Genomic DNA, 25,917 nt, shown 5'->3' on the forward strand with positions numbered 1-25,917 from the left:
AGCATCTGAAAAGGGCTTCGAAACAGAGGTGATAGGGGTATATAACATGGAGATCCCAGCTATGTTTATAACACATAGAAAGAGGATCCACAGGTTTCCGGTAGCACTTCTGAGGATATCTAGAAAGCCTAAGAAGCTATTATAATCTATGGCTATTCACAATAACTGAGAACCGCTATAAATAAGAGACTTTCCTATCAATGATAGAGAAAGTCAGAAAGCCCTATTATATTCTGTCTATGTTTTTTATGGAATTTTATTAGAATAAAAAAGTATATAAACTTTCTATATTCTAACGCTTTATATTTAAGGCTAGATTATTGGATACTCCCATGCCCCAGATCCCAGTATTGCTAGCCTTAGCGCTAGTATTGCTATTATAGATGCTATTGCAGCGGCTATCGACATATAGCGGGATCTGATCTTGAATGTTAGCAAGCCTAGTATACCGCCTAGCAGCGCTGCTATTATTGCCACCTTGAATTCTAGGCTCTCTATTGCGGTTTCCGCACTATATCTCGATGCTATGGGGCCTATTAGCGATAGATGTATATGTGTGAGGAACGCTATTATTAGCAGGAATAGCGAGATCCCGAGGGATAGGGTTATTCTCATATCCATGGGTCTGATGATCGAGTATATAGCTAATCCTCCAGCAACACCCATTAGCAGTGCTATTAGCGGTATGGCTGCGCTATGCCAGAATGGTATACCGTTTCTCCCTAGGTGTCATTCCAATCATTTTATAGTTCATGGTCATGCCTAGGGAGTTCCACCTCGCCCACAGGGATCTAGGTATCCCTATGGGCTCATGAGTGGCTGTCGAGCCCAACGGCACTGGGCTCCCATCTAGGTTTAGCCCGCCTGGGCTTGGAGCAGCGCTCCCATCACCCGGGCGGGCTCTGAGATAGAGGTTCCATAGAGATGCAACATCTCTATGCCACTTCTCCCCACCAGCACTGCATACCCCGATTCTGGATCCATTTTCATAGACTATCTCCGCATTGTGGATCGGGCATTGCCTCGATGTGTTCCTCGGATCCTCATAGACTATTGGGACACCGTATTCTCTGGCCTTCTCCTCGATGGCTCTTTGAGCCCCTTTGAATGATGCTTGGAATATTCTGTGTCTAAGCTGTTTATCCCTTATCCTCGAGATCATCTTCTCAGCAGGCTTCTTACCAAGCCTCTCAAGGACAACAGCATAGCCCTTCTCAAAAGCTGTTCTAACAACTATATTAGCAATCTTCCACCTCGTATCATCTTTCTTCTTCCTCTCCTTCAGCTTTCTCATAATCTTCTTCTTAACCCTAATATCGGCATATGGTTTATCGTATCTCTTCTGAACACTCTTCCTACGATAATAATACCCCAGGACCATCTTCCCCAGATCTGTTTCGAATAGATATGCTATGGCATCAAGCAATATCGTGATGTTATTCTCATTAACATCTATTGGTAGGAATCCCCTCGGATTATAAGCCTCCACATCCCTGACAAATGTTAGATATATTACTAGCTATCTATTCTTTCTATCAAGCTTTATCCTTGCCTCTGAAACAAGCCTCCACCCACGGTTGAGATATCTCTAATACTGCTTATGCGGCTCGAACTCTATCTCCACCCATCCTCTGTGGGTTGCTATCCTGATCGATGTTAAGCTATTAAGCCTCCAAATATGATCGTCGAGCCATATTGAGACACTCCTGATCTCTGGATATTCTCTTCTAGCATGGCCCTTCTTCTTTCTTTTGATAAAGCTCTTAGCCCTAGAGCTAGCATCTTGACACGCTGTGTATATATAGTGTGACGGTATATTTGGATAGAGATTTCTCATCTCACTATAGTTCAATGCTTTGAGCCTTGTGAAGCTTGTTATATCATTCCTAACAGCATATATTGTTAGTTGCTCAACCATGTTGCGATACATACCCTCAAGCTCAATAAAAACATTAAACACCCTCCTAGACAGCCTAATACTCCTAACAGCAACAGTCCTCACCACCCTAGCCACTCCTCCCAACCACCTCTAGCATTTTTTGAAGCCTTCTACAAGCCTCCTTAGGCCTCAATAGTGGTTCAGACATCCCTAACCAATAATTTATTTGGCTAACAACCTATATAAACATTTTTTAAACATAAAAATATTCTCAGCCCATAGGAGCTCTCAAAATCATAGAGAATGATTTAAAAGCTAGGCTTATCTATAAAATTGATGAGTGTATAGGTTGTAAAGAATGTAAAGCTATATGCCCAGAAAGAGCGGTAAGAGTATCGTGGATCTATAGGAAAGGGGTTCTAGATAGGATCTTAGCAGAATCACCCATAGCTAGATGCATTAGATGTGGTGCGAAAATAGGTGCAGAGGCTATGATCAAAAATATTGAGGAGAAACTAGCAAAGTCTGGAGCTATGGTAGCAGCAAGATATGCTAGGCTATGTATAAAATGTAAGGTAGATCTATGGTATGGATTTGCTAGCCTCCCATAATACTTAAAGGATCTTTATGCTAGGGAGGATTTTATCCTTTGAATCCACATCTCAGGCGATACTATTACAGGGTTAGCATTACAACTGAAAGACCGCCCTTTTAGGACTGGAGAAAGGCTGTTTCAGATTTAATGATAAATTTAAATAAGATATATCTTTAATTACTTCTAGTTATTGGAAGCGTTGGATAAGGAGCTGAAGACGCTGAGGAGAACAGTTGTTCTAGAGGGCTGGATCAATATGTTTGACAGGCAAGTACTTAGAGATTGAAGAAGCCTGCAGAGAGATGCTTGACTACACTCTAAAACAATGCTTCTCAAGAGACTCTGCATAGTATTTTCTACAACAGGTTTAGAGAGATATCCATGGCTTTCCATAAGGGTTATTAAGGGACGCTATAGAGATGCTGTTAGAAGGGCAAAACCATTTAAAAAGACGAGGAAGAAAGGACGAGCGAGAAAAGATAAGCCAGAGATAAGAAGTATAACGCCCATCAAAGGATAATACCCCTCTGTGATCCTCACTGCTTTGAGAGAGGGTAGAAGGGTAAAAGTTATAAAGATACAGCTTAGACTAGCAAGACTAAGCATTGGATTAATCCTAGATAGATTGGATTGAGGTATCTATCATCAAATGGGAGCCCTGTGGCGTTGGCCTCGACGGAGCCCCATGAGGTGTGGGTGAAGCTAGCGATCCCACACCAAGGGCTAACCCCAATCAAAGAAATAGAACTAGAGAAAAATAGCTAGAAGTATTATGAAAGGGGAAACGCCCAGACCTAGTAGGATCCTAGTTAGAGATTATGGATTATATTCTTAACCCTTTCTATACCCTTTGCAACAGCCTCTTCAGGCTTTTCCCCTTTTAAAGCCTCTATCTCTAATACTATATATCCGTTAAATCCATAGCTTTTCAGGAGCTTAATCACTTCTCTAAAGTTTATGATCCCTTCGCCTATGTTTACAAAATCCCTTTTAAATCTAACCCTGCTTTTCGGCATATCTTCTCTCAGATCTTTTAGATGTACCATAGCCACCCTATCGCCGTAGGTTCTAAGGAGAGCTTCTATGTCTAGCCCCGCTGCGCGGGCATGGGCTGTGTCTAGGCATATCCCTAGATCTTGGGATTTTGTGAGCACCCTCGAGAGATCCTCTAGATCTTCGTAACATGTTCTAAGATGGTTATGAAGAGCCACAGTTACACCTTCTCTGCTGATGTTTTTTGTGAATTCTATGAGCATATCATCAGCCTTCTTACAATCCCTCTCCCTATTGACTATCCATAGAAGCTTGGTTCCAGATCTCTTGATCCATTCTAGGGGTGGGTTCTTAATAGTTGAATACGATCCAGCATTCTCCAGCCCAAGATCCTCTAGTATCTTCTTCAGCGTCTCAGGCCTCTCCTTAAGCTCTCTTGGAAGCATCCTATACTCTATCCCCAACCCCTGGATCCCCAGCCCCTTAACATATTCCGCGATGCTGGTGAACTCTTCCACCCTTTTAAGGGATCCCCAGGCTATTGTTGCAACAGCTATTTTGAAGCTCCTTCCTGCTATGGACATTCAAGGCACCCTGAATATATATTGAGGATATTGATTTAAAAGATATAATCCCTTGGATAGGGTAGATTTATGGAGATCTAATTGAAGATAGGCGTCGTAGTTGTTGGAGCCGGTAGGATGGGATCTATACATGCGAGTAATATAAGGAGGATCCAGAGGGCTGAGCTCCTAGCAATAGTAGATCCAGATATAGACAGGGCTAGAAAGCTCGGAGAGGCCTATGGAGTGCCATATTATGCAGAGTTAGAGACGGCCCTTAAATCGGTTAGTGGGAAGGCTAGAGCTGCTGTAATAGCCTCACCACTTACGGCTCATCTAGAAAATATAAGGGTTGTAAGTGAGTATGGGCTTGATATCTTTGTTGAGAAGCCAATGGCTCCTAGTCTATCTGAGTGTAGAGAGATCGTTAGAATCGTTAGAAGTAGGGGTATTAAGCTCCAGATTGGGTATCAGAGGAGGTTTGATAAAAACTACCAGGAGGTCAAGAGGGTTCTATTAAGTGGCCAGATCGGAAAGATCCTGTTGGCTAAGTTCATAGCAAGAGACCCGATGCCAGAGCCTGGCGTGGGGTTGGGGAGGATATATCGTGGAGCCCTCTTCGATGATATGGTAACCCATGAGTTCGATCTCGTAAGCTGGCTCCTAGGCTATCCACCAGAAAGGCTAGTAGCCTTTGGAGCCACGTTGTACTTCAATGTAGAGGACTATGACAATGCTATCATCAACATAGAATATCGTGGAGGCCCTCTAGTAAATATAGAGGTGACTAGATGCTCAGCATATGGACACGACCTAAGACTAGAGATCCTCGGTGCCGAGGGGCTTGTGAAGATGGATAATACCCCTGAGACCCAGGTTTATCTCTATGGAAGGCAGGGACTATCTAGAATGCCTAGACTACCATGGTTTGCAGAGAGATTCTCAGATGCATATTATAGGGAGATGGAGAGCTTTATAGAGGCCATTGCTAGGGATGAAAAGCCATCGCCTGATGAGGAAGATGGTTTGAGAGCTTGTGTGTTGTCTGAGGCTGCTAAAAGATCTGCTTTGGAGGGGAGGGTTGTAAGCCTAGCCGAGATCCTTGGGTAGATGCTTACTAGGATATAGATCTATAAGAGGCATATGGATATAGAAATATATCTTGTGGATACCCTATATACATGGTGATCCCGTGTTATTTAAGGATCTTCAGATCTATAATAGGCTCTGGAATATATTTAGATACCATTGGTTCTCCCTATATAATTACAAGGCGAACGAGCAATCACGGCTAAGGCTAGAGGCTAGGGAGGATGCTGAGAGGATAGTAATCAGCCTGAGAGGAGGTGCTATTGTCAATGGTGTTTCGATGGGTGAGAGAGATATCGCATATATCCCAGTTGGTAGCGAGGCTGTGATAGATGTTGATAAGGGCTCAATACTATATATCGCTGAGTCGAGAGCGGTTAACAAATACCCCTTCTATGTGAAGAGATTCTCTGAGAGCATATGGTATGATGTTGGTAGGGATTCATATAGGAGGAGGGTCTATGTAACTATAGGGGAGAAAGATCCCGGTGATAGTTTTATAGCAGGCTATGTCGAGGGAGAGGCTGGAGCTTGGACAAGCTACCCACCCCATAGGCATGATGAGAAACCAGAGGCATATATATTCTTCGGAATGGGCGATGGCTTCGGCATCCAGGTCTTGATGGATGAGGAGAGGGAAGTAGCCTATGTTGTTAGGGACTACGATGTTGTATTAATACCCAGGGGCTATCACCCTAATGTATGCACCTCGCTAGTAGGGTGTAGATATCTATGGATCATAGCAGCGCCTATAGGAAAGAGAGACCTATCGGTAACTATACATCCATCATTCAAGGATATAGATATGGGTAGAAGTCACTTGAGGGTTAGATAGCTCTATCTATTTATCACTTCAAACACATCTTCCTTCCATACTTCCATATATTAATACTCCACCTTTTAAAATAGAGATAACCCATTACAATTTAATTGATAGTATATCAATATTAATAGCAATAACGTATAAATATCCCACTTTCGTTACCTATTATGGAGGTTATATATAATGGTATCTAGGGTTTCAACTATATGGATCGCTATAGCTGTAGTAACACTAGTTATAGGGCTCGGAGCCGGTTATGCTCTAGGGAGCGTAAGCGCCCCAGCTAAAGTTGTTACTGAGCAGAGAACAGTCGTTGAGTATAGAACAGTTACATCTCCCCAGATGGTCACAGTAACGGCTACTGCTGCAGCTCCAACCCCTACTCCTGCTAAGGTGTACACGGTTTACTATATATCGCATGGAGGTCCTGGTGATCCTTGGTGGGCTCCTGTGATCAAGGGTGCCCAGCTTGCTGGTGATATGCTAGGTGTTAAGGTGGTGTATCTAGGTCCTGAGAAGTTCTCGGTTAAATGGCTTGTAGATGCTTTGCAATCTGCTGTAGCAGCTAAGCCTGATGGGATTATAATAACAGTTACTGATTATAGGGCTCTTGATGATCCGCTTAGAAGGGCTATTGCTCAGGGGATCCCTGTGATAGCCGTCAATGTACCAGATCCCAGGCCTGAGGGGGAGAGAATACCCTATCTAGGCTATGTTGGTCAGGATGAGTATCAGGCCGGGTATCAACTAGCTAAATACACGATCTCGTGGTTCCAGAAGAACTTTGGAAGACCCCCTACTGGTGCTGTTATAGGTATACACGAGGTTGGACATATAGGGCTTGAGCTCAGGGCTAAGGGGATACAGGATGCCTTTAAAGAGGCAAACCTCCCAATTCCAGAGAAGCTAGATATAACTACAGATACCACTAAAGCATATGAGATCCTCAAATCATATGTAACCACGAGGAGAGGTATTGAGGTTATCTTCACCCTAGGTCCTCTAGGCGCTCATCCAGCTATGCAGCTTGTGAGGGATCTCAATATGGTTGGCAAGCTCTTTGTATCAACCGTGGATCTAGATGATAAGATATTAGCCGGGATATCTGATGGTGTTGTGATTGCCGCGGTCTCTCAACAGCCCTTTGCCCAGGGCTTCCTACCAGTTGTCTATATGTATCTATATCTGAAATTCGGTATAAAGCCACCTGCACAGATCCCAACAGGCCCGACGATAATTGATAAATCGCTTCTAGATCTTGTGAGGAAGCAGATAAGGGAGACTGGTGGCGCGTAAAGGTATTTCTTCTCGACAGTTTTTTGGGGATCTCCTATGAGGTTTTCCATAAGGTTTAGAGAGCTCTATGTATTGATTTCGATCTTTGCTATGACAGCTGTATTCAGCTATATAAATCCGAGGTTCATCTCAGGAGAGGCTTTCTATAGCATTCTAAACATAGCCACCGAGCTAGGGATAATAGCTGTTGGTGTCTCCTTCCTAATGATAGCTGGTCAGTTCGATCTCTCTGTTGGGGCTGTATATGCCTTCTCAGGAATTATAGCTGCTTATATAACAAACATGGGCCTTGGATACTCCATAGGCTTTTTAGCAGCAATGCTCTTCGCCATAGCAGTAGGGCTTGTGAATGGTCTTATAACTGTCTATGGGAGGATACCTTCCTTCATAACCACTCTCGGGATGATGTGGTTCCTCAGAGGAATACTCTTAGCGATAACAGGCGGATTCCCTGTTGGATTTGAGAGGATGCCTGGGGAAGCTATGGTTTTCACCTATAAGATAGCTGGGGATCTAAGTATTAGCAGCCTATGGTTCATAGGCCTTATAGCTGTTTTCCATCTCATACTCACATCAACAGCCTTTGGAAACCAGGCACAGGCTGTGGGCGGGGCTCTAGATGTTGCGAGGGCTGTGGGGGTTAGGGCGAATCGTGTGAGGATAGTATCATTCATGCTTAGCTCGATCTGCGCAGCAATAGCAGGCCAGGTTGCTCTAGCAAGATTCAGAATTGTTGAGCCAACAGCTGGCCAAGGTTTAGAGCTGGAGGCAATCGCAGCATCCGTTCTCGGAGGAACCTCTCTAGCAGGAGGGGTCGGATCTATAGTAGGCGCCTCATTAGGGGCAATCCTGGTAGGGCTGATAAGGGTTGGGCTTATATTTGCTGGTGCACCAGCCTATTGGTATATCGGATTTATAGGTGTACTCCTAATTATAGTTGGGATCATAAATCTCAGGAGGGTTCTACAATGAGCAAGGGGGATTATTTATTGGTATTAGAGAATATATCTAAGAGATTTGGAAGGGTTGAGGCTCTCAAGAACATAGATCTTAGCATATCTAGAGGAGAGATCATAGGCTTGGTAGGCGATAACGGAGCTGGGAAATCAACACTAGCAAAGATCATAATAGGCTATTATAAACCAGACTCAGGCAATATATATTTCGAAGGTAGGAAGGTCTCCTTCAAATCCCCCATAGAAGCTAGGATGGCTGGGATAGAGATGGTGTATCAGGATATGGCGCTTGTAAGCTATATGAATATATATAGGAATATATTTCTAGGAAGGGAGATTAAAAGGGGTTTCTGGCCGCTGAAGTTTTTAGATAAGGGGAGGATGAAGAAGATCTCTAGGGAGATCTTAAGGGCTGTGGGGATCACGGATAAGGATCCAGATACGGAGATCTCAAAGCTAAGCGGGGGAGAGAGACAGGCGATAGCTATAGCGAGGGCAATGTATTTCGGGGCTAAGCTCATCATATTCGATGAGCCAACATCGGCTCTATCCGTTAGGGAAACAGCTAATGTTCTTAACATGATTAGGGGTTTAAAGGATAGAGGTATAAGCTCGATAGTCATCTCACATAACATATATCACGTCTATTCAATAGCAGATAGGATTGTGGTTCTTGAGAGAGGATCCAAGGTTCTCGATGTGCCAAAAGATAGGGTAACGCCTGAAGAGATCGAGCAGATCGTGGGGTATGGAATTAAAAGCCTTGTAAGAGATCGAGGTCTTAATATATAAATAAAAAGCTATATGGAACCCTAGAATAGATTTTCTCCTATAAATAACGGTCTTTTTTCTCCAGAAACAGGGCTTCGGCTGCGAAGTATGTCTAAAAGCCTCCGTGGGCTTCTATAAACATCATAGCTTCATCATATGTTGGCATTGCTTCGGAGCATGAGTGTCTAGTAACAACTATTGCTCCAACCGCATTGCCAAATCTCAGGGATCTATATAGGCTCCAACCTTTGATCAATCCGTAGAGGAAGCCAGCTATGAATCCATCGCCAGCACCTAGACCCTTTAGATGTTTAACTATATAGGGTGGGGCTTTAACTCTCTCCCCACCCTCTATAATCGCCATCGAGCCTTCATCTCCTAGCGTTACCACTAGGAGGGCCTTGCTATTTATGCTTCTAGCCTCATTAATAGCCTCTTCCAAGTTATCTCTCCCTGTTGCCGCCATATACTCAGATCTGTTTCCAATCACTATATCAGCCATTTTAATAGCTTTTCTATAGAGGGATAGCCTCTCCTCCTGAGACACATGTTTCCAGAGTGTTGGCCTCCAATCGAGGTTAACCACGGTTTTCACACCATATCTCTTAGCAAGTTCTAGGGCGTGGAAATTAGCTGATCTAGAGGGTTCCGCGCTAAGCCCTGTACCTGTTATCACCAGGGTTTTTGTCCCTTTTATAGCTTCTTCTGGTATATCCTCTACTCTGATGAGGAGGTCGCTGGCCTTCTCTCTATAGAATATAAATCTACCGTCCTTCCCAGGGATTATCTCTGCAAAGACTATCCCTGACTTCCCCTCAGGATCTTTTTTGATATACCTTGTATCTACACCCATTCTCGATAGCTGCCTTATTATAAACTCGCCTAGCTCATCATCGCTAACCCTTGTTATTATTGCTGATGAGAGGCCGAGCTTGGCTGCTCCTGCAGCTATGTTTGCAGCGCTTCCACCAACATATCGGGCGAATCTCCTTGCCTCTTCGAGGGGTTCGTAGAAGTCTAGAGAGTATAGATCGATCCCGGCTCTTCCAATCGTTATCACATCATACACAGCCCACACCCTATCTACGCATATGCTTAGAAGGTATATCCCAGTAGCCATATGCCTTTGTACCGCTGTATGGATATCTAGTCTCAACAGGGATCTCTAGCACCGATGGGGTGTCTAGGTTTAGAAGCTTTCTAATACCCTGTCTAACCTCTTCAACGCTTGTTGCCCTGATATATTCAACGCCATATGCCTTTGCTATCTTCTCGAAATCCACTGTATATAGCCTGCCCCTTCTATCTCTAAACTCTGTTGTGAATACCCTTTCTTTGAAGCTCCTTATCTGGAGATCTCTGATTGAGATCCAGCCGTAGTTGTTGAGGACAACAACCATGATTGGGATCTCATACTGCCTAGCCGTTGCAAGCTCCATATTATTCATAAGGAAGGATCCATCCCCCTCTATTGCAACAACCCTTCTCTCAGGCCTAGCCAGCTTAGCACCTATCGCCGCTGGGAGGGCGAAGCCCATCGTTGAGAAGCCCCCAGAGCTTATGAATGTACCTGGGTAGTAGGCTATCCACTGTTGCGAGAATATCTCCTGGGGCAGCCCAGCTGAGAGGGTTATGATTGTGTCCTTGGGAAGCTCCTCCCTTAGGATCTTAACCATGTTTGGTATACCCATGGGGGCTTTGGATCTCAGCTCCTCTATCTCTGAGAGCCATCTCTCCTTAAGCTCTCTAAACCTTCTATACCACTGTGAAGATCTCCAATCCTTTTTAACACCAAGCTCTACCAATGCTCTATAGAGCATCTCTAGAGAAGCCTTTGCATCCCCTACAATCCCAACCTCGACTGGGTAGTTCTTACCGATCTCATGGGGATCTATATCTATGTGTATAAGCTTGGTGGGGGGTATATTGAATGTCACACCCCTCACATAGGAGCTCGTGGTCTCATCGCTGAACGTCACGCCAACAGCTAGTATGACATCGGCCTCCTTAGCGAGTTCGTTCCCAACAAGGCTACCTATGTTCCCTGGGTGGAAGGCGTAGAGCTCGTGATCCTCTGGAAAGCCTCCCTTAGCATCGCCTCTGAAGGAGCATATAACCGGCGATCCTAAGAACTCAGCAACCTTTACAAGCTCCTCGGTTGCTCCTGACATCACAACACCGCCCCCTATTAGGATCAATGGCCTCTCGGCCTTGAGGAGAAGCTCCGCAGCCCTTTTAATAGCAATGGGGTCCGGATATACCCTCCCCGTGGGCAGATATTTAGAGGGATCCTCAAGCTCTATATCTATCTCCTCAACCTGCACATCCATAGGAAGATCTATTAGGACGGGTCCAGGCCTACCGCTAAGAGCCTCCTTCAAAGCATTTAGAAAGACCCTCTGCAGCTGCCTAACACTAGTCACAAGCCATGATCTCTTAACCAGGTGGTTCATAGCATTCACATAGTCAACCCAGTTCTTCCTCTCAATCTCCTGGAAAATCCCCATACCAAATAGATACGTCTGGATCTGCCCAGTAATAGCGATGAAGGCAGATGAATCAACATAAGCTGTGGCAAGAGCCGTAGCAAGATTCGTAGCCCCAGGCCCTACAGATGTAGTAACAATAGCAGGGATCCTCCTATTAGCCCTGAAATAACCATCAGCCATATGGCCACCCCACTGCTCATGCTTAACAGCTATAACCTCAACATCCGGATATAGGTCTTTGAAAGCGTCAAAGATATTCACATTACCATGGCCAGGAATCCCAAAGACATATCTAATCCCAGCCCTTTTAGCTAGCTGAGCAACAATATCAGCCCCAGCATATATAGGCATGATATAATTACCCCACTAATAATTACACATAAATAAAATATATTTCAGACCAGTATAGCTATAACATTTGCTGAAAACGATATTCAAGGCTTTCGTATCTATATCTAGGTCATCACGTTCTTCTTAAGTTCCTTATTATGGTTTGCCTACGGATCTCAGAAGCCTGGGATCATTAAATAATCTATTAATTTTAAGCCTATAAGTTCTATATACTGGAGAGACAATGAAATAATGGATAAAATATATAGAAATAACAAATATATAGCACCAGCAAATCTAACGCTAAAACTAATGAAGGGTAAACACGTATTAACGGAAAACCCCCTTTTAGTAACCATAATCCTTATGTTGAAGGCTTTAAGAATAGATCGAACCTCTATTAGAGAAACTTTTATAACCATCTTCGCCTCATCAATACCATGTTTCGCTTACAACTGAAAGCCTCGCCTCTTCAGGGCGGGGATGCTGCTAATGCTTATAAGCTTTTGTTTCATAATTCCTTGGGGCCTCAGCGGGCTAACCCCTAGCGATCACCATATAGCTCGCCTCCCTATCTCTATGCCCGCTGGGGCCCGGGCGTGGTATCTTGATCAGAGCTGTGATGCTGAGATTGCTACCAGATGAGGAGGCAGAGGCTAGGCTGAGGATACTATGTGATATATCTTCGAAGCTCTGGAACGAGGTTAACTATGCTAGGAGGAGAATGTTCTTCGAAACCAAAAAAGTAGATCTAAAGACTACATATAAGGAGTTCTACGAAAGATATAAGAAGCTGGTTGGGTCTGCAACAACACAGCAGGTTTTGAATAAGAATGATGAGGCTTGGAGAGGCTTCTTCTCGTCTTTGAAGGCTAAGAAGGAGGGTAGGCTACCACCATTTATAACAAGGGTTAATCCACCTGGATATAGGAAGAGGGGTGAGAGGAGAACACTATGGACAGTCCTCAGAAATGATCAATATAGGATTGATGGTGAGTACATAGTTATCAATGGCTTGGGAGCTATAGGATCTATAAGGGTTAGATACTCTGGGAAGATACATATAGCTGGTAGGCAGGGTAGGGCTGAGATACACTACGATGCCGATGATAAGAATGGTATATATACGTATCATATGAGGTTGAGAAGAAAATAGTCAAGGGTAGTAGCTTTAGAGTGCCTCTAAAGCCCCTTGGAGATAAAGAGGCTGGCATAGATATAGGTGTTAACAACCTATTGGCTGTATATGTTGATGATGGATCTGCTTTATTGGTTAATGGAAGGCCTTTGAAGGCTATTAGCTTCTACTGGAGGGAGAAGATCTCTAGCTATCAGAGTACTCTGAATAGATATGGTTTGAGATCTTCTAGGAGGCTTAGGAGGATGTATAGAAAGTGGAGGAGGCAGGTAAAGAGCTACATTGACTGGGCTGTGAGGAACACCTTGGAATTGCTATACCACAGCGGTGTTAAAAGGATATATGTTGGTCATCCGAAATACGCTTCTCAAGAACCTAATAAGGGTTCTAAGATTAACTTCGAGATCGTCCATATATGGAGCTATGGATATCTATTGAGAAGATTGAGAGAGGTTGCAGAGGAATATGGTATAGAGATCGAGCATGTCGATGAGAAGGATACATCAAGAACATGCCCGATATGTAGAACTATAGAGAATCACGAGAGAATATCGAGAGGACTATTCAAATGCTACAAGCATAACATCGTATTCAACGCAGACCTCGTAGGAGCATTTAATATCCTAGCGAAGGGGAAAGCAAGAACCCCGAGCCCCGCACTATGCGGGGTAGGGGTAATGGGCCGGAGACCCGGCCCAGGGCTAAACCCCAAAAAGGGGGATGTAGCCCAAACCTCCCCGCTCTAAGGGGAACCCTCGCCCTTCAGGGCAGGGAGGAGGTCAGCTCCCATTTGCTAACATTTATGCCGTATATTCTTGAGGCTCTCTTATTAGAGCCAATAGCCCTTATTTCATATCCGTGACAGTTCTATATTGAAAAACATAGGCTAGTAGAACAAGGATTATAGCTATTAGTGGAGCTACTGTTATCTTTGGATATTGAGCTATGGTTGGAAGCATGTTTGATGGATTTATAGAGATGGTCATGGGGTGCCCTGCTGCAGTATCTCTTGGATTACTAGTTGCTACAAGATCGGCTAGATGGAATGATACAAAGTTCATTGAGAAAAGGCTAGAGACATTACTAGTTTACTAGTATGGTGGAAAATTTCTATTCTTTCTTCTCATAATTATAAGACTTGGTCATCCCTGTCCTAATGGGTAAGGCTTTCAGTTGTAAAGGGTTTCTAGCTATTATCGCATCTTTATCTTTCATGATCTCTGTATTTATGGTATGCATTTTTATCTGTTCTCTAGGCTTTATAACTATTATGAGATTTACCACATCTAGTCTCGCTCGGTATATCTTTTTCCTCACTCTATTTGCTATCCTCTGTGCCTCTCCTATTGTTAGGCTTGGCTCTGCCTCGAGGACTATGACTCCTGTGATGAATGATCCCGCTCTCTTCAGCATTGCCTTCGATACTTCGAGGCCTGAGTACGTTCTAGCCAGCCTCACCAGATCCTCTACCCTCTCTCTTGGCGGTGTTGCGTCTAGAAGCGATAGGACGGATTCCTTAGCTATATGTATAGAGTCTTTAACAACATAGCCAGCTATCAGGGTTAGAACAGCTATCTGTGGGATCACATTGCTTGTGATCTGCTCTATAGCAACACCTGCTAGTGCTGAGAGTGTTAGATAGGCATCAGATCTAGCGTGCATCGCATCTGAGATGAGGGAGGAGGACATGGATCTGCGGGCCCACATGGATTCATATCTATACATGCTATACGATGCTACAAAGCCTAGGATGAGCATTGGTATAGCATATATAGGTGTTCTAACAGGCTCTATAATTCCATAGTATAGTGTCTCGGCTATGAAGAAAAGGGTTATAAAGGCTATGAAGAGGGAGGCGAGGCTCTCAGCCTTATAGAGGCCCCATGGGAATCTAGGGGATCTCCTACCCCTAACAGCTATATATATTGAGAGTGCAGCTGTGAGGCTCATAACAGCGTCTAGAAAACTATGGATCATATCCGCCATAACTATGCTGGAATATCCAAGCATATACATAGCTAGGAGCTCTCCAAATGCGAATACCAGCGATACTATAGAGGCTATGAGGGCAGCCCTCATCGCGTAGCCAGAGCTCCTGAGGATCTTGACGTGCAATCAGGATCACCCCGCCACAGATTATATTAGGTGGAATTGAAGCCCTCTATATTATATACCTCAAAGCCTAAAAATTTTTTACGAAGATCTAAAAATAATGATATAGCTGTGAAAGCAATTTAATAGATATCCATTAATGCTACAGAGTTTTTAAGGTGCTTGGGAGGTGAAGTAAAACATCTATATCGTTTTCCACATTTGATCTTTTCTAATACGTTGATCCCATTGATGGGAGCGATCCTTTAATAACTTAGCCACGATCTCTGGAGATTTCTAGCTTCTTGGGCATAAATCTATATTTCGTTGGTATGAAAACCCTATATCTATATATCCTATCCCCAAATCTCCCCTCTACATTCTCAAACAAGCCATCGAGGATCTCTAGTCTATATCTATAGAGGGGAGCATCTATAACTACTGTGTGGTACTCACCATTCTCCCCAGCTGGGTCTATGCCGTTTTTCTCGAAATCCTCTATAGCATCTAAATCGAGGATCCTCCCCACATATTTCGATAGGGGCTCTCTATCATAGGCCCTTATTATCAGTGCCTTCACACCCATATCTAGGGCTTTCCTGACAACGCTATAGCTATTAGATCCCCAGAGGGGCTCTACAGCCTCTAAGCCCACGTCTCTACATACCCTCTCAACCCACTGCCTATGTGCCTCTATATAGATGTCCCCGAATATCATCTTCTCAACCCCTAGATCCCTCAGCCTTCTGAGGATCTCTTTGAAATCCCTCTCATACTCTTCCCAGGTGGTTCTAGCAAAAACCCCTGTGATCCCTAGGGATGCTATCTGGGACATTAGAAGCCATGGGGGGCCGTGATAGGATATTCTATTCTCTACAAACATGTGGATAGCGTAGAGAGGTCTATAGCCCTTCTCATAGGCTATATGCATCGCGAGATAAGAATCCTTCCCACCGCTCCAAGAGACAGCTGCTATAGCCATGAAACCCCTGATCTATAGGTGTTTAGAGCTAATATCTAGTTAATATCGATGAAATGGTTGGAAAGATTTAAAAGGGGGTTTTCATAAGAATCTAGAGCATATATGGCTCCACTGAGAAGGGAGTACGATGTTATAGTTGCTGGTGGGGGTAATGCTGGGCTCTGCGCTGCTATAAAATCTGCTGAGGAGGGCTTAAGGGTTCTGCTTGTGGAGAGGGGAGGCCCTGTGGATAGAGGTGGTAATACGAAGTATACGAGGGATATAAGGTATGCCCATGATAGGGCTGATGGATATACCACGGGCCCATATACTGAGGAGGAGTTCCTCAGAGACCTGTTATCTGTGACCGGCGGTGAAACAGATCTAGACCTTGCTAGGCTTGTTATAGAGAGATCCCATGATATACCGGGTTTCATGGTTAAGCATGGGGTGAGGCTCCAGAGAGCATATAGGGGAGCCCTACATCTCTCTAGGACAAACGCGTTCTTCCTAGGCGGTGGTAGGGGGCTTCTAAATGCATATTATAGAAGTGCCGAGGAGCTTGGCGTGGATATACTCTATAACTCAAGCGTCGAGGATCTAAGGATATCTGGAGACACATTCGAAGAGGCCTTAATATCGACACCAGGGGGTGTGGTCTCGATAAGGGGTAGGGCTTTCATAGCAGCCTCAGGGGGCTTCGAGGCTAATATAGAGTGGCTGAAGAGATATTGGGGCGATGCTGCTGAGAACTTCATCATCAGAGGATCTAGATATAATGATGGAAAGCTCCTCAGGATCCTTATTGAGAGGGGTGCCCAAGAAACAGGGGATCCCAGGGGCATGCATGCTGTAGCTGTAGACGCTAGATCGCCTAGATATGATGGTGGGATAGTTACTAGGGTTGATTCCATACCATTTGGAATAGTTGTGAATATATATGGGAAGAGGTTCTATGACGAGGGAGAGGATCTATGGCCCAAGAGATATGCTATATGGGGTAGGCTTATAGCTGAGCAGCCTGGCCAGATAGCATATTCGATATTCGATTCAAAGGTTCTAGGCCTATTCATACCCCCAGCATATCCCCCCATCGAGGCGGGGTCGATAGGGGAGCTGGGGAGGAAAATAGGTGTAGATCCTCTTGCTCTGGAGAGGACTATCTCTGAGTATAACTCTAGTGTTGTGTGCAAGAGATTCGATCCCGGAGAGCTTGATGAATGCAGCACAAGAGGCCTCATACCCCCTAAGAGCCACTGGGCTTTGAAGATAGATAGCCCGCCGTTCTACGCATACCCCCTAAGGCCTGGGATAACATTCACATACCTCGGTGTGAGGGTAGATAGAAGAGGTAGGGTTGCTATGAGGGGTGGGGGGTTCTACAGGAATGTATTTGCAGCTGGTGAGATAATGATGGGCAATATACTTTCGAGGGGCTATCTAGGTGGTTTAGGCCTCACAATAGGAAGCGTCTTCGGCTGGATCTCTGGTGAGGGTGCTGCGGAGGTATAGGAAATGGAGGATCTATATAGGGAGGCGTCAAGACAGTTTATCATTTGCAACGCATGTAGATATTGCGAGGGATTCTGCGCAGTCTTCCCAGCTATTGAGAGAAGGCTTTGGAGCTATGATAGGGGATATATAGACTATGTTGCAAATCTATGCCACGACTGCAGGGATTGCTTCTACTCATGCCCATATGTATCTCCAAACCCCTTCTCAATCAACATACCCCTTCTCCTAAGCTCTATAAGGCTTGAGAGCTATAAGAGATACACATTCCCCGAGCAGGTGTCAAGGATATTCTTCACCAGACCCCTTCTAAGTGGCCTAATAGTCACGCTGATCAGCATGGCCCTGGTATATCTATATGTGATCCTGGTGGGAGATCCCTCAAGGCTATTGGAGGGGCACAGAGGCCCCGGATCCTTCTATAGGATCATACCATATGATGCAATCATGATCGGGGGCATGGCACTCCTAGCATATATAATAGCTGTGCTCAGTATCAGCTCCTATAGATATTGGAGATCCATAGGGAGTACGGGATCAAAGCATCTTATAAAACCCCTTATAGCTGGGGTATGGGATGCGGTATCCCATAGATACTTCAGAGGCGGGGGTACTGGATGCAGCTATCCAGGCGATAAACCCGGCTATATAAGGCTATACCTCCACCTCTCCATATTCACAGGATTTATGCTAGCAATACTATCAACGATATCCGCAGCTATATATCAAGAGCTCCTGGGGATACTCCCCCCTTATGGCTTGACGACTCCACCAGTAGTGCTGGGCACAGCTGGAGGGTTTCTCATAATAATGGGATCCACGGGACTTCTATATCTCAAGTCAAGAAGCAATAAAGAGATTATAGATAGAAACATGCTTAGGCTGGATGTATTCATGTTAGTCCTCTTAGATCTGATAGCGTTAACAGGGCTCCTAGTAATGATCCTTAGAGATACGATATATATGGGATTTATATTAACAACCCACATGGGCTTCGTAATAGCCCTATTCATAATTGCACCATATAGCAAGATAATCCACATGCTATATAGAACCCTCTCACTAGCGAAATACAATAATCAAAGCCCATACCAAGGGATGCGGAGAAACAGATGACCCCTCCTCCTAAGGAGTAAAGTCTCTCAGTTATAGCTATGGCCTCTACCACTCGCCCCTATATTTCATTCCTATCTCATGATCCGGTATGGGGGCACGCCCCAAAGCAACTCATCTAGCATGGAGATGAATGGGTCATGAGCTGCTTAAAGCTCAGCACGAGGATCTAAATCCCTAGCATATCAACCAACTTTGGGACGTTGATTCTACCGAGCCAATGGATAGATCCAATAACAAGGCGGTAACAAATATAAAAGGTCTTGATATAAGAAGATCCGTTGCAATTGAATCCCCACTTCTAATGGCAGGAGAAAGCCAGCTATATTTTGAGATGTGAGTATCAATACCCTTCACATAGTGTTCTTAATATGCTTCAATATGTAGCCGGGTTACCATGTATTATTATCTAGCCTGGAGCAGCACTATATTATATTTATATATTTATATTATATTAAGGTATATAGCCACTCTATTCCATATTCATCTATATATACCCCCTTGTTTTATATCTATCTTGAGGATGGGATCTATAGTATCTACGACCCCAATACCATGGATAGCTATTTATGTGGCAACACCGATTATAGGATTTAGAACGGGGAACGCTTTAGGTGGTTCACGAAGGTGTGAATATGGCGAGTAGGAGAGACACACTAAAACTTATAGGCGCAAGTGTTGGAGGGCTTCTTATAGGGATAGCAGGGGGCTACCTTCTAAGACCCTCTGAGGCTCCCGCCGCGCCTGTTACGAGAACCGCTACGTTTGCTACAACTGTTACTCAGAGGGAGCCCCAGCAGACGCCCGGTGCAGCTCCTCCAACCTCTAGGAGTGTCTCTGCGTGGACTCAGGGTCCTGAGAGGGAGTCTATATATAGGCATGAGAATCTCGTGGAGGCTTCCAAGAGAATCACAAAGATCTTGGGTGTAAGCGGTGTCTCAGGAGAGATCAAGCTTGAGGGTGAGTATTCAACAGCCCAGTGGCCTGATTATAGAAGGAAGCTACAGCTAGCACTAGACTCTAAAACAGCACCTGATATTTTTATGGAGTCGCACTTCGCCGTTGCAGCCTTTTCGGAGGCGGGGTGGATAATCCCTCTAGATGATCTTGTAAAGGTCTATTGGGATTGGGGTTATAACGATATAATAGAGGGTCTATGGGATGCTGTGAGATATAGGGGTAAGATCTATGGGATTCCCCAGGATACGGAGGCAAGGCCTATATACTATAGAAAGGATCTTCTCGCTAGGCTGGGTTGGAGTAATGATCAGATAGAGGATCTGCCTAACAGGGTTTTAAAAGGGGAATTCACATTCGACGATATGCTGGAGACAGCTCTGAAGCCGTTAGAAAGGGGGTTGTAGAGCCTGGATACGGGATTTGGCATAGACCCAATGCCGGCCCTGACTGGCCCATACCATATCTAGCATATGGTGGAACCCTCTATGATACTCAAAGCAACAAACTGGTAGCGGATCTCAAGGTGTGGGAGAAGGTCTTCGACTGGTTCTACAGAGCTTCTATGAAGCAGGGTAAAGTGATATCCGACAAGCTAATAGGGCTTGACTTTAACAGGGATGTCCATCCCACGGTCGTTGCTGGAAAGGTGTTATTCTGGTTCGGCGGCACCTGGCATAAGGGGCAGTGGGTAGGATCCTTCGGGCTCAAAGAGGAGGATTTCTGGAGATACTTTGGATACGCTCTATATCCACCTGGCCATAGGGGCGGTAAGCCTGTAACGCTCTCCCAGCCCCTAGTATATATGATTTCCAGCACCTCTAAAAACCCGGAGCTGGCATTCCTCATAATAACGCTTGCAACAGATAGCTATCTAAATGCCCGTCATGCAGTTAGCAGCGCCCATCTAGCTATAAGATATTCCGAGCTATCACATCCAGAGTATACTAAGGATAGATTCTTGGCTGAGACCGGCTATATGGTTAAATATGCGCGCTACCAGCCCAACCACCCCAAGTGGGGTATATATCAGCAGGCGATATTCGATGTTATAAGAGGTATAGAGGGTGGAGCGCTGGATACCGGCCAGGCTGTGGATAGTCTCAGAAGAATTCTGGAGTCCCAGCTGGGCGAGGATGTGGTTATAAAGGGCAGCTGATGGGGGAAGCCTTTTGAGGCTTAGCAGGGTTTTTTTCCTGCTGGGATTTCTAGGTGTGCCCACAGCTGTTGTGATCCTATTTATCCTAGTCCCCGCTATTTTGACCCTTATTATCTCGTTCACAGGCTTGGATCACAGGTTTAGATGGGAGTATGTGGGTTTGGAGAACTATAGAAAGATATTGATAGATCCTAATATCTGGATCTTCGTGGTGAATACGGCGATATTCGTGGTAGGGACACTCGTGTTTAACGTGGGTGTAGGTCTCTTCTTAGCACTGCTATCCACACACGTGGCAGAGCCTATAGGCTATCTAGTGAGAGCGGTATATCTACTCCCGAGGGTAACGCCATCTGTTGTTTTTGCCTTCATCATGCTGTGGATCTTCTCCCCACTGGATAGCGGTGTTCTCAACTCTTTTCTGAGAAACCTGGGGATAGAACCTATCCCCTGGACAACTGGTTATCCATGGATCTTCCTCTTCATAGTCAATGGGCTCGTTGGATGTAGCCTCGGGATGCTGATCTTTACGTCGGCGATAAAATCGATCCCTCAGGACTACATAGTTGCTGCGAGGGTTGATGGGGCGTCTACGCTGACTATAATTCTGAGGATAGTTATTCCCATGATCAGAGGGCATATAATGTTTGTCACAGCCTATCAGACGCTCTCGCTGATAACCTCTTTCGAGTATATATTGCTCACACTAGATGGGGGTCCTGGATACTATACCACGGAGGTGTGGGCCCTAGCAGCGTTTCACAGAGCGTTTGCCCAGTATGCTCTCTCCTCCCAATATGGCTACGCAGCTGCTATGACGGCATTCCTCGTGGCCTCCGCAGCTATCCTCACAGCACTATATTGGAGAGCGTTCAGGATAAGGGAGATGATATCCCAGCCAAAGATAGAGCTATAGGGTGGGTAGGATGGCTAGACCCCATGGAATTGTTGTAAACCTTGTCGCAATAGCTATAGCTGCTATAGGGATGGCCCCCTTCGCCCTGCTGATCCTACTTGCCTTTAGCAAGAGCCCTACATCCCTAGAGGGCTTCACCCTCGACAACTTCGCCTTCCTCATAACTGGTAAGCTGTTCACAGAGGCTAGGTATTCCAGCATCTACCCAGATATATATGTAGTCACACTCAACACCTTGATCCTGGCTCTCAGCGTTTCAGGTATAGTAGTGCTCCTATCATCGATGGCTGGTTATGTCTTGTCTAGGTATAGTGTTCCTGGTAGGGGTTTCATGCTAGGCTTGATCCTAGCTCTACACGGTATACCAGTTATTATTCTACTAATTGGGCTCTATTTCCTTCTAAGATCTATGGGGATGATAAACAGCCTCCTAGGAGTGACGATGGCTAAGGCCGTGCTGGACCTCCCCCTAGGGGTCTGGGTGATGAAGGGGTTCTACGATGGCGTGCCATGGGATATAGAGATCGCGAGTATAGTGGACGGGGCGGGGAGGCTGAGGACGTGGCTGAGAATTATGATGCCCCTTATAAGGCCTGGGATCGCTGCTCTTGCTGTGCTGGAATTCATATCAGGCTGGGGAGAGTTCCTCCTCATATATACCCTTATCTTTAGCAACACAAGCTGGACATTATCAATGGTTATAAGGGGGCTTATAGGGGAGATGGGGAGTGTAAATCTCAACTTGATAGCTGCATTATCTCTATACTACTTCATCCCTGTCCTCCTGTTTTTCATATTCACCCAGAAGTATCTCTTGAGGGTATCCCTGGGAGGGGTGAGGGGATAGATATGGTTGAGATCATATTAGAGGGGGTTACAAAGATCTTTGGGAGGAATGTTTATGCTGTAAGGGATCTGAGCCTGAGTATCAGGGATAAGGAGTTCGTGGTTCTCCTAGGCCCCAGCGGTTGTGGGAAGACAACAACCCTCTACATGATAGCCGGGATATATAGGCCTACGAGGGGTAACATATACTTTGATGGTGTGCTTATGAATGAGGTGGATCCGAGGGATAGAAATGTTGGCATGGTCTTCCAAAGCTATGCCCTCTACCCCCACATGAGTGTATATGATAATATAGCTTTCCCCCTGAAGATAAAGAAGCTACCTACAGGCGAGATCAGGAGGAGGGTTCTAGAGGTAGCAGAGATGCTGAGGATCAGAGAGCTTCTCGATAGAAAGCCATCCCAGCTTTCTGGGGGGCAGCAGCAGAGGGTAGCATTGGCGAGGGCAATAGTTAAAGAGCCAAGGGTATTCCTAATGGATGAGCCCCTAAGTAATCTAGATGCTAAGACAAGGGTTGAGATTAGAGCTGAGCTTAAGAATCTACAAAGAAGACTGGGGATTACTACCATATATGTAACACACGATCAGGCGGAGGCTATGAGCCTAGCCGATAGAATAGCTGTGATGAATGCTGGGGTCCTGCAGCAATACGATACACCTGAGAACATATATAGAAATCCCAAGAACATCTTCGTAGCATCCTTCATAGGCAACCCTCCCGCAAACCTGCTCGATGTTACGATAGACTCGGAGGGCAACTTGGTAATAGGGGGTGCCAGGATAGAGGTCGGCGAGGGCCTTGGAAGAACTCTCAGGTCTATCGCTGCTCGGAATAGAGAGGCAGTGCTATTCATAAGACCGGAGGATGTGGAGGTGGTTGCCAGCGGTGGGCATATAGATGGCAGGGTCTTCGGGGTTGAATATCAAGGTAGAGAGGCGGTTCTCCACATAGAGATCCCCGGTGGAGGAGTTATAAGGGCTATATCTCCTCCAGACGGTGCCTCTGTAGGTGCGAGGGTATGGGTGAGGTTCAATCTCGAAAAGATCCACCTGTATAGCAGGGGAGGAGAAATACTGATATGAAAGATCATCTTAGGGGGGATATGGGAAGTGGGGGCGAACCATGGGGAGCTTGAGGCCAGGATAAGGAGGATCTTCCGGAGAAGGCCCCTGATCATAGCCCACAGAGGATATCCAGCTAAATATAGAGAGAACACTATCGCGTCTTTCTTAGCAGCGAAGGAATTGGGAGCCGATATGATGGAGATAGATGTTAGGGTATCTGCTGATGGTAGCTTGGTCGCTATCCATGATCCAGATATACATGGTAGGCCTGTTAGAAGTGTTAGAGATAGAGAGATAAGGATCCTGGGGATAGATTTTGTGGAAGAGATAGTTGAAGCCCTGCCAGGAGATACACTGTTTATGTTGGATATAAAGGACGAAGGCTCTATATACGCTCTTGAGAGGCTGATTAGTGAGAAATCCATTGATGATCGGGTAGTCCTAGCTGGAGTTCCGAGAGCGGTTGAGATACTTGGAAAGAAACTCGCGTTGGTTATGGCGCCTTCTTTCGAGCTGTGCGACTGGCACGAGACATTGAGGAGGGCTATATCTATGGGGGCCCATGTACTTAATGATCACTATAGCTGCTACGATCCACAGGCACATAGAGAAGCCGTTAAAAGGGGGATTAGAATCTCCACCTGGACTGTAAACGATCCCAGCGATATAGAGCGTATGGCAGCCCTAGGGGTGGATGCAATAGTTACAGATAACCTAGTGGATGCCCTAAAAATAGCTAGGAAGTTCAGAAGGAGTGTTTGAGGGTGTGAGATGGCTAAACATGTTGCGGCACATGCCGATCCTAAGATGGGATGGAGGCCTTGCCATGGGGAGTAAAAACCCTTCAGTCAGATTGCAAATCCCTATCCGAATATAATTCTATAGAACACCGAGCTACGTGAAAAATATATCCTCCATATATAACATTTTCTAAGGGGTCTATATGGATAGAGAATCTTTTGGTAGCAGTTTTAGAAGATCCCTAGCTATTTTGATAGCGTGGGTAGTTCTCTACATAGTTGTGTCAGCGATCTTCAACGGTTTTTTAATACCCTTTTTAATGAGATATGGTTTTGATATCTCCGCCTATGCAAGCTATATAAACGTGGGTTTCGCCCTCTTCTTCGGCTATATGATTGTTAGATCTGTTGCTAACACGATATACTGGTCTATGAGGGCTAGATATGATCATCCACAGGCTGCGGCTGTGAGGAGTATAATCCAGCTAATTGGTGTAGGGGCTCTCCTAGCAGGGATAGCAGGCGGGGTTGCGGGTGGTGCTGCAGGGGTCGCCCTCGGAGGCTTTATAGGGATTGTTGTTGGCTTTGCCTCACAGCAGATCCTTGGACAGGCTGTTGCAGGGCTATTTATATTAATCGCCAGGCCTGTCAGGATAGGGGATGAGGTTACAATTGCTGGGGAAACGGGGAGGGTTGAGGATATAACATCTCTCTTCATAATAGTTCAGAAGGGTGATGGTACAACTGTGCTTATACCTAATAACATGGCAATAGGATCTAAAATATATATTATTAAGAGATACGAATCTGCAAAAGCCTAGATATATCGATCTATGGATAGTATTTAATAGATATGCTGAATCCTCTGCTATAAATCTATTACGGACTCTTCTTAGTATATCTTAGGTGTTGAGGGATGATCACGGGTGGTAAAGATCTTTGTGATCTATATAAGAAGGTTATGGAGGATCTTAAGAGGATCTCGCAAACCCCTGGCTATATAGATAGGAGGGGTGGGCTTACATCAGAAGGTAGGGCTTATATAGCATCGATTGCTAGGTATATGGCTAGGAATAGGCTTGGATGCCTAGAGATCCTTTGGGAGTTGAGGGATAGGCTGGATAAGCTAGAGAGTCTCTATCAATGTATCCAGAGCTATTTAGAGGAGTGTGGAGAGAAGAACTACTAGCTTTTTCACTAAAGAACGGCTCTACGGATTAGGGCGAAGCTCTATGCTTAAAACCCTTTCTAGGTGATGCTTATTCTAGGATATAGATTAGATGTGTTTAGATCTTCTCTCTCGGTCTATATGCCACTAGTGATACTGTGAGTGCTATCGCCAATATCGCTGGGGTTAAGAATGAAGCGTATACTGTGGATCCTTCTAGAGATATGGAGACCCTCTCTGTTAGATACCCTGCGAGTGGTGATCCAATTGCTACCCCTAGTAGGAGCATTGAGCTATATATAGCGGAGCTAGTTCCCCTCGCGGGTGCTGGGACGTCCACGGCTATTTCCGATGACGATACCAGGATCATTGCGAGGGCTATGCCGTTGAGTATTGCTGATACATATCTAGCCCAGTCTGATAGGTTTATACCTAGAATGCTCATTGATGCTGTGAGGAGGATTCCT

At 45.2% G+C, this 25,917-nt stretch carries 27 protein-coding genes; 18 read left to right on the top strand and 9 right to left on the bottom strand.

Annotated features, from left to right (window positions below):
* Positions 1–312 precede the first annotated feature (312 nt).
* From QXE01_04205 to QXE01_04220, 4 genes are all read right to left on the bottom strand, one after another.
* The gene (locus QXE01_04205) at positions 313–666 is read right to left on the bottom strand and encodes a hypothetical protein (protein MEM4970437.1); all 354 of its coding nucleotides are present in this window, start codon (positions 664–666) and stop codon (positions 313–315) included.
* 28 nt (positions 667–694) lie between these two features.
* Complete coding sequence (locus QXE01_04210; protein MEM4970438.1) at positions 695–1,489, bottom strand: transposase; 795 nt, start codon at positions 1,487–1,489, stop codon at positions 695–697.
* Between the two features lie 99 nt (positions 1,490–1,588).
* Positions 1,589–2,014 carry a hypothetical protein gene (locus QXE01_04215; GenBank protein ID MEM4970439.1) on the bottom strand — a complete coding sequence of 142 codons (426 nt, stop codon included), beginning with the start codon at positions 2,012–2,014 and terminating at the stop codon, positions 1,589–1,591.
* A gap of 1,269 nt (positions 2,015–3,283) precedes the next feature.
* Positions 3,284–4,051: a sugar phosphate isomerase/epimerase gene (locus QXE01_04220; GenBank protein MEM4970440.1), complete on the bottom strand. Its 768-nt coding sequence runs from the start codon at positions 4,049–4,051 to the stop codon at positions 3,284–3,286.
* An 81-nt stretch (positions 4,052–4,132) separates the two neighbouring features.
* On the opposite strand from QXE01_04220, the gene QXE01_04225 reads away from it, so the two are divergent.
* The 5 genes from QXE01_04225 to QXE01_04245 all read left to right on the top strand — a co-directional run bounded on the left by QXE01_04225 (position 4,133) and on the right by QXE01_04245 (position 8,986).
* The gene (locus tag QXE01_04225; protein ID MEM4970441.1) at positions 4,133–5,140 is read left to right on the top strand and encodes a Gfo/Idh/MocA family oxidoreductase; all 1,008 of its coding nucleotides are present in this window, start codon (positions 4,133–4,135) and stop codon (positions 5,138–5,140) included.
* Between the two features lie 82 nt (positions 5,141–5,222).
* On the top strand, positions 5,223–5,954 hold the full coding sequence (locus QXE01_04230) for a 5-deoxy-glucuronate isomerase (protein MEM4970442.1): 732 nt from the start codon (positions 5,223–5,225) through the stop codon (positions 5,952–5,954).
* Between the two features lie 171 nt (positions 5,955–6,125).
* Complete coding sequence (locus QXE01_04235; GenBank protein ID MEM4970443.1) at positions 6,126–7,238, top strand: sugar ABC transporter substrate-binding protein; 1,113 nt, start codon at positions 6,126–6,128, stop codon at positions 7,236–7,238.
* Positions 7,239–7,274: 36 nt separating this feature from the next.
* A complete protein-coding gene (locus QXE01_04240) occupies positions 7,275–8,210 on the top strand; it encodes an ABC transporter permease (GenBank protein ID MEM4970444.1) in 936 nt (311 codons plus the stop codon).
* 17 nt (positions 8,211–8,227) lie between these two features.
* Complete coding sequence (locus QXE01_04245; GenBank protein MEM4970445.1) at positions 8,228–8,986, top strand: ATP-binding cassette domain-containing protein; 759 nt, start codon at positions 8,228–8,230, stop codon at positions 8,984–8,986.
* Positions 8,987–9,077: 91 nt separating this feature from the next.
* Here QXE01_04245 and iolC read toward each other — a convergent pair whose 3' ends face one another.
* Both iolC and QXE01_04255 read right to left on the bottom strand, forming a co-directional pair.
* Positions 9,078–10,085 carry a 5-dehydro-2-deoxygluconokinase gene (iolC, locus tag QXE01_04250; GenBank protein ID MEM4970446.1) on the bottom strand — a complete coding sequence of 336 codons (1,008 nt, stop codon included), beginning with the start codon at positions 10,083–10,085 and terminating at the stop codon, positions 9,078–9,080.
* Positions 10,045–11,805 (bottom strand): thiamine pyrophosphate-binding protein, encoded by a 1,761-nt coding sequence (locus QXE01_04255; GenBank protein MEM4970447.1) that lies wholly within the window; start codon positions 11,803–11,805, stop codon positions 10,045–10,047. Before QXE01_04255 ends, iolC begins: the two co-directional genes overlap by 41 nt.
* A 586-nt stretch (positions 11,806–12,391) precedes the next feature.
* Between QXE01_04255 and QXE01_04260 the strand changes: the two genes are divergently transcribed.
* The 3 genes from QXE01_04260 to QXE01_04270 all read left to right on the top strand — a co-directional run bounded on the left by QXE01_04260 (position 12,392) and on the right by QXE01_04270 (position 14,017).
* Complete coding sequence (locus QXE01_04260; protein ID MEM4970448.1) at positions 12,392–12,940, top strand: hypothetical protein; 549 nt, start codon at positions 12,392–12,394, stop codon at positions 12,938–12,940.
* 20 nt (positions 12,941–12,960) lie between these two features.
* On the top strand, positions 12,961–13,668 hold the full coding sequence (locus tag QXE01_04265; protein ID MEM4970449.1) for a transposase: 708 nt from the start codon (positions 12,961–12,963) through the stop codon (positions 13,666–13,668).
* Positions 13,669–13,867: 199 nt separating this feature from the next.
* On the top strand, positions 13,868–14,017 hold the full coding sequence (locus QXE01_04270; GenBank protein MEM4970450.1) for a hypothetical protein: 150 nt from the start codon (positions 13,868–13,870) through the stop codon (positions 14,015–14,017).
* A 15-nt stretch (positions 14,018–14,032) separates the two neighbouring features.
* Here QXE01_04270 and QXE01_04275 read toward each other — a convergent pair whose 3' ends face one another.
* Both QXE01_04275 and QXE01_04280 read right to left on the bottom strand, forming a co-directional pair.
* Positions 14,033–15,037: a cation diffusion facilitator family transporter gene (locus QXE01_04275; GenBank protein MEM4970451.1), complete on the bottom strand. Its 1,005-nt coding sequence runs from the start codon at positions 15,035–15,037 to the stop codon at positions 14,033–14,035.
* 250 nt (positions 15,038–15,287) lie between these two features.
* On the bottom strand, positions 15,288–15,995 hold the full coding sequence (locus QXE01_04280) for a diphthine--ammonia ligase (protein ID MEM4970452.1): 708 nt from the start codon (positions 15,993–15,995) through the stop codon (positions 15,288–15,290).
* Positions 15,996–16,097: 102 nt separating this feature from the next.
* Between QXE01_04280 and tcuA the strand changes: the two genes are divergently transcribed.
* The 10 genes from tcuA (at position 16,098) to QXE01_04330 (ending at position 25,471) form a co-directional block, all read left to right on the top strand.
* On the top strand, positions 16,098–17,486 hold the full coding sequence (tcuA, locus tag QXE01_04285; protein MEM4970453.1) for an FAD-dependent tricarballylate dehydrogenase TcuA: 1,389 nt from the start codon (positions 16,098–16,100) through the stop codon (positions 17,484–17,486).
* Between the two features lie 3 nt (positions 17,487–17,489).
* Complete coding sequence (gene tcuB, locus QXE01_04290; GenBank protein ID MEM4970454.1) at positions 17,490–18,602, top strand: tricarballylate utilization 4Fe-4S protein TcuB; 1,113 nt, start codon at positions 17,490–17,492, stop codon at positions 18,600–18,602.
* Between the two features lie 632 nt (positions 18,603–19,234).
* Positions 19,235–19,963 (top strand): extracellular solute-binding protein, encoded by a 729-nt coding sequence (locus QXE01_04295; protein MEM4970455.1) that lies wholly within the window; start codon positions 19,235–19,237, stop codon positions 19,961–19,963.
* Between the two features lie 119 nt (positions 19,964–20,082).
* Entirely contained in the window at positions 20,083–20,715 is a 633-nt protein-coding gene (locus QXE01_04300; protein ID MEM4970456.1) for a hypothetical protein, read from the top strand.
* A gap of 13 nt (positions 20,716–20,728) precedes the next feature.
* Positions 20,729–21,631 carry a sugar ABC transporter permease gene (locus QXE01_04305; protein ID MEM4970457.1) on the top strand — a complete coding sequence of 301 codons (903 nt, stop codon included), beginning with the start codon at positions 20,729–20,731 and terminating at the stop codon, positions 21,629–21,631.
* A gap of 10 nt (positions 21,632–21,641) precedes the next feature.
* Positions 21,642–22,478, top strand: coding sequence for a carbohydrate ABC transporter permease (locus QXE01_04310; GenBank protein MEM4970458.1), 837 nt, complete (start codon positions 21,642–21,644; stop codon positions 22,476–22,478).
* A 2-nt stretch (positions 22,479–22,480) separates the two neighbouring features.
* Positions 22,481–23,560, top strand: coding sequence for an ABC transporter ATP-binding protein (locus QXE01_04315; protein ID MEM4970459.1), 1,080 nt, complete (start codon positions 22,481–22,483; stop codon positions 23,558–23,560).
* A 27-nt stretch (positions 23,561–23,587) separates the two neighbouring features.
* A complete protein-coding gene (locus tag QXE01_04320) occupies positions 23,588–24,304 on the top strand; it encodes a glycerophosphodiester phosphodiesterase (protein ID MEM4970460.1) in 717 nt (238 codons plus the stop codon).
* A gap of 181 nt (positions 24,305–24,485) precedes the next feature.
* Positions 24,486–25,103, top strand: coding sequence for a mechanosensitive ion channel (locus QXE01_04325; GenBank protein ID MEM4970461.1), 618 nt, complete (start codon positions 24,486–24,488; stop codon positions 25,101–25,103).
* A 95-nt stretch (positions 25,104–25,198) separates the two neighbouring features.
* Positions 25,199–25,471 (top strand): hypothetical protein, encoded by a 273-nt coding sequence (locus QXE01_04330; GenBank protein ID MEM4970462.1) that lies wholly within the window; start codon positions 25,199–25,201, stop codon positions 25,469–25,471.
* Positions 25,472–25,568: 97 nt separating this feature from the next.
* Here the strand turns inward: QXE01_04330 and QXE01_04335 are convergent.
* Positions 25,569–25,917: MFS transporter (locus QXE01_04335; GenBank protein MEM4970463.1), on the bottom strand; the 349-nt coding region annotated here is incomplete at its 5' end.

The organism is Sulfolobales archaeon, assembly GCA_038897115.1.
Classification (GTDB): Archaea; Thermoproteota; Thermoprotei_A; order Sulfolobales; family AG1; genus AG1.

Coding starts and splice junctions, on each gene's coding strand:
- QXE01_04205 (MEM4970437.1), bottom strand. CDS start 666: ATGGGTGTTGCTGGAGGATTAGCTATATACTCGATCATCAGACCCATG.
- QXE01_04220 (MEM4970440.1), bottom strand. CDS start 4,051: ATGTCCATAGCAGGAAGGAGCTTCAAAATAGCTGTTGCAACAATAGCC.
- QXE01_04235 (MEM4970443.1), top strand. CDS start 6,126: ATGGTATCTAGGGTTTCAACTATATGGATCGCTATAGCTGTAGTAACA.
- QXE01_04240 (MEM4970444.1), top strand. CDS start 7,275: ATGAGGTTTTCCATAAGGTTTAGAGAGCTCTATGTATTGATTTCGATC.
- iolC (MEM4970446.1), bottom strand. CDS start 10,085: ATGGCTACTGGGATATACCTTCTAAGCATATGCGTAGATAGGGTGTGG.
- QXE01_04255 (MEM4970447.1), bottom strand. CDS start 11,805: ATGCCTATATATGCTGGGGCTGATATTGTTGCTCAGCTAGCTAAAAGG.
- QXE01_04270 (MEM4970450.1), top strand. CDS start 13,868: ATGGTTGGAAGCATGTTTGATGGATTTATAGAGATGGTCATGGGGTGC.
- QXE01_04280 (MEM4970452.1), bottom strand. CDS start 15,995: ATGGCTATAGCAGCTGTCTCTTGGAGCGGTGGGAAGGATTCTTATCTC.
- tcuA (MEM4970453.1), top strand. CDS start 16,098: ATGGCTCCACTGAGAAGGGAGTACGATGTTATAGTTGCTGGTGGGGGT.
- tcuB (MEM4970454.1), top strand. CDS start 17,490: ATGGAGGATCTATATAGGGAGGCGTCAAGACAGTTTATCATTTGCAAC.
- QXE01_04295 (MEM4970455.1), top strand. CDS start 19,235: ATGGCGAGTAGGAGAGACACACTAAAACTTATAGGCGCAAGTGTTGGA.
- QXE01_04310 (MEM4970458.1), top strand. CDS start 21,642: ATGGCTAGACCCCATGGAATTGTTGTAAACCTTGTCGCAATAGCTATA.
- QXE01_04315 (MEM4970459.1), top strand. CDS start 22,481: ATGGTTGAGATCATATTAGAGGGGGTTACAAAGATCTTTGGGAGGAAT.
- QXE01_04325 (MEM4970461.1), top strand. CDS start 24,486: ATGGATAGAGAATCTTTTGGTAGCAGTTTTAGAAGATCCCTAGCTATT.
- QXE01_04330 (MEM4970462.1), top strand. CDS start 25,199: ATGATCACGGGTGGTAAAGATCTTTGTGATCTATATAAGAAGGTTATG.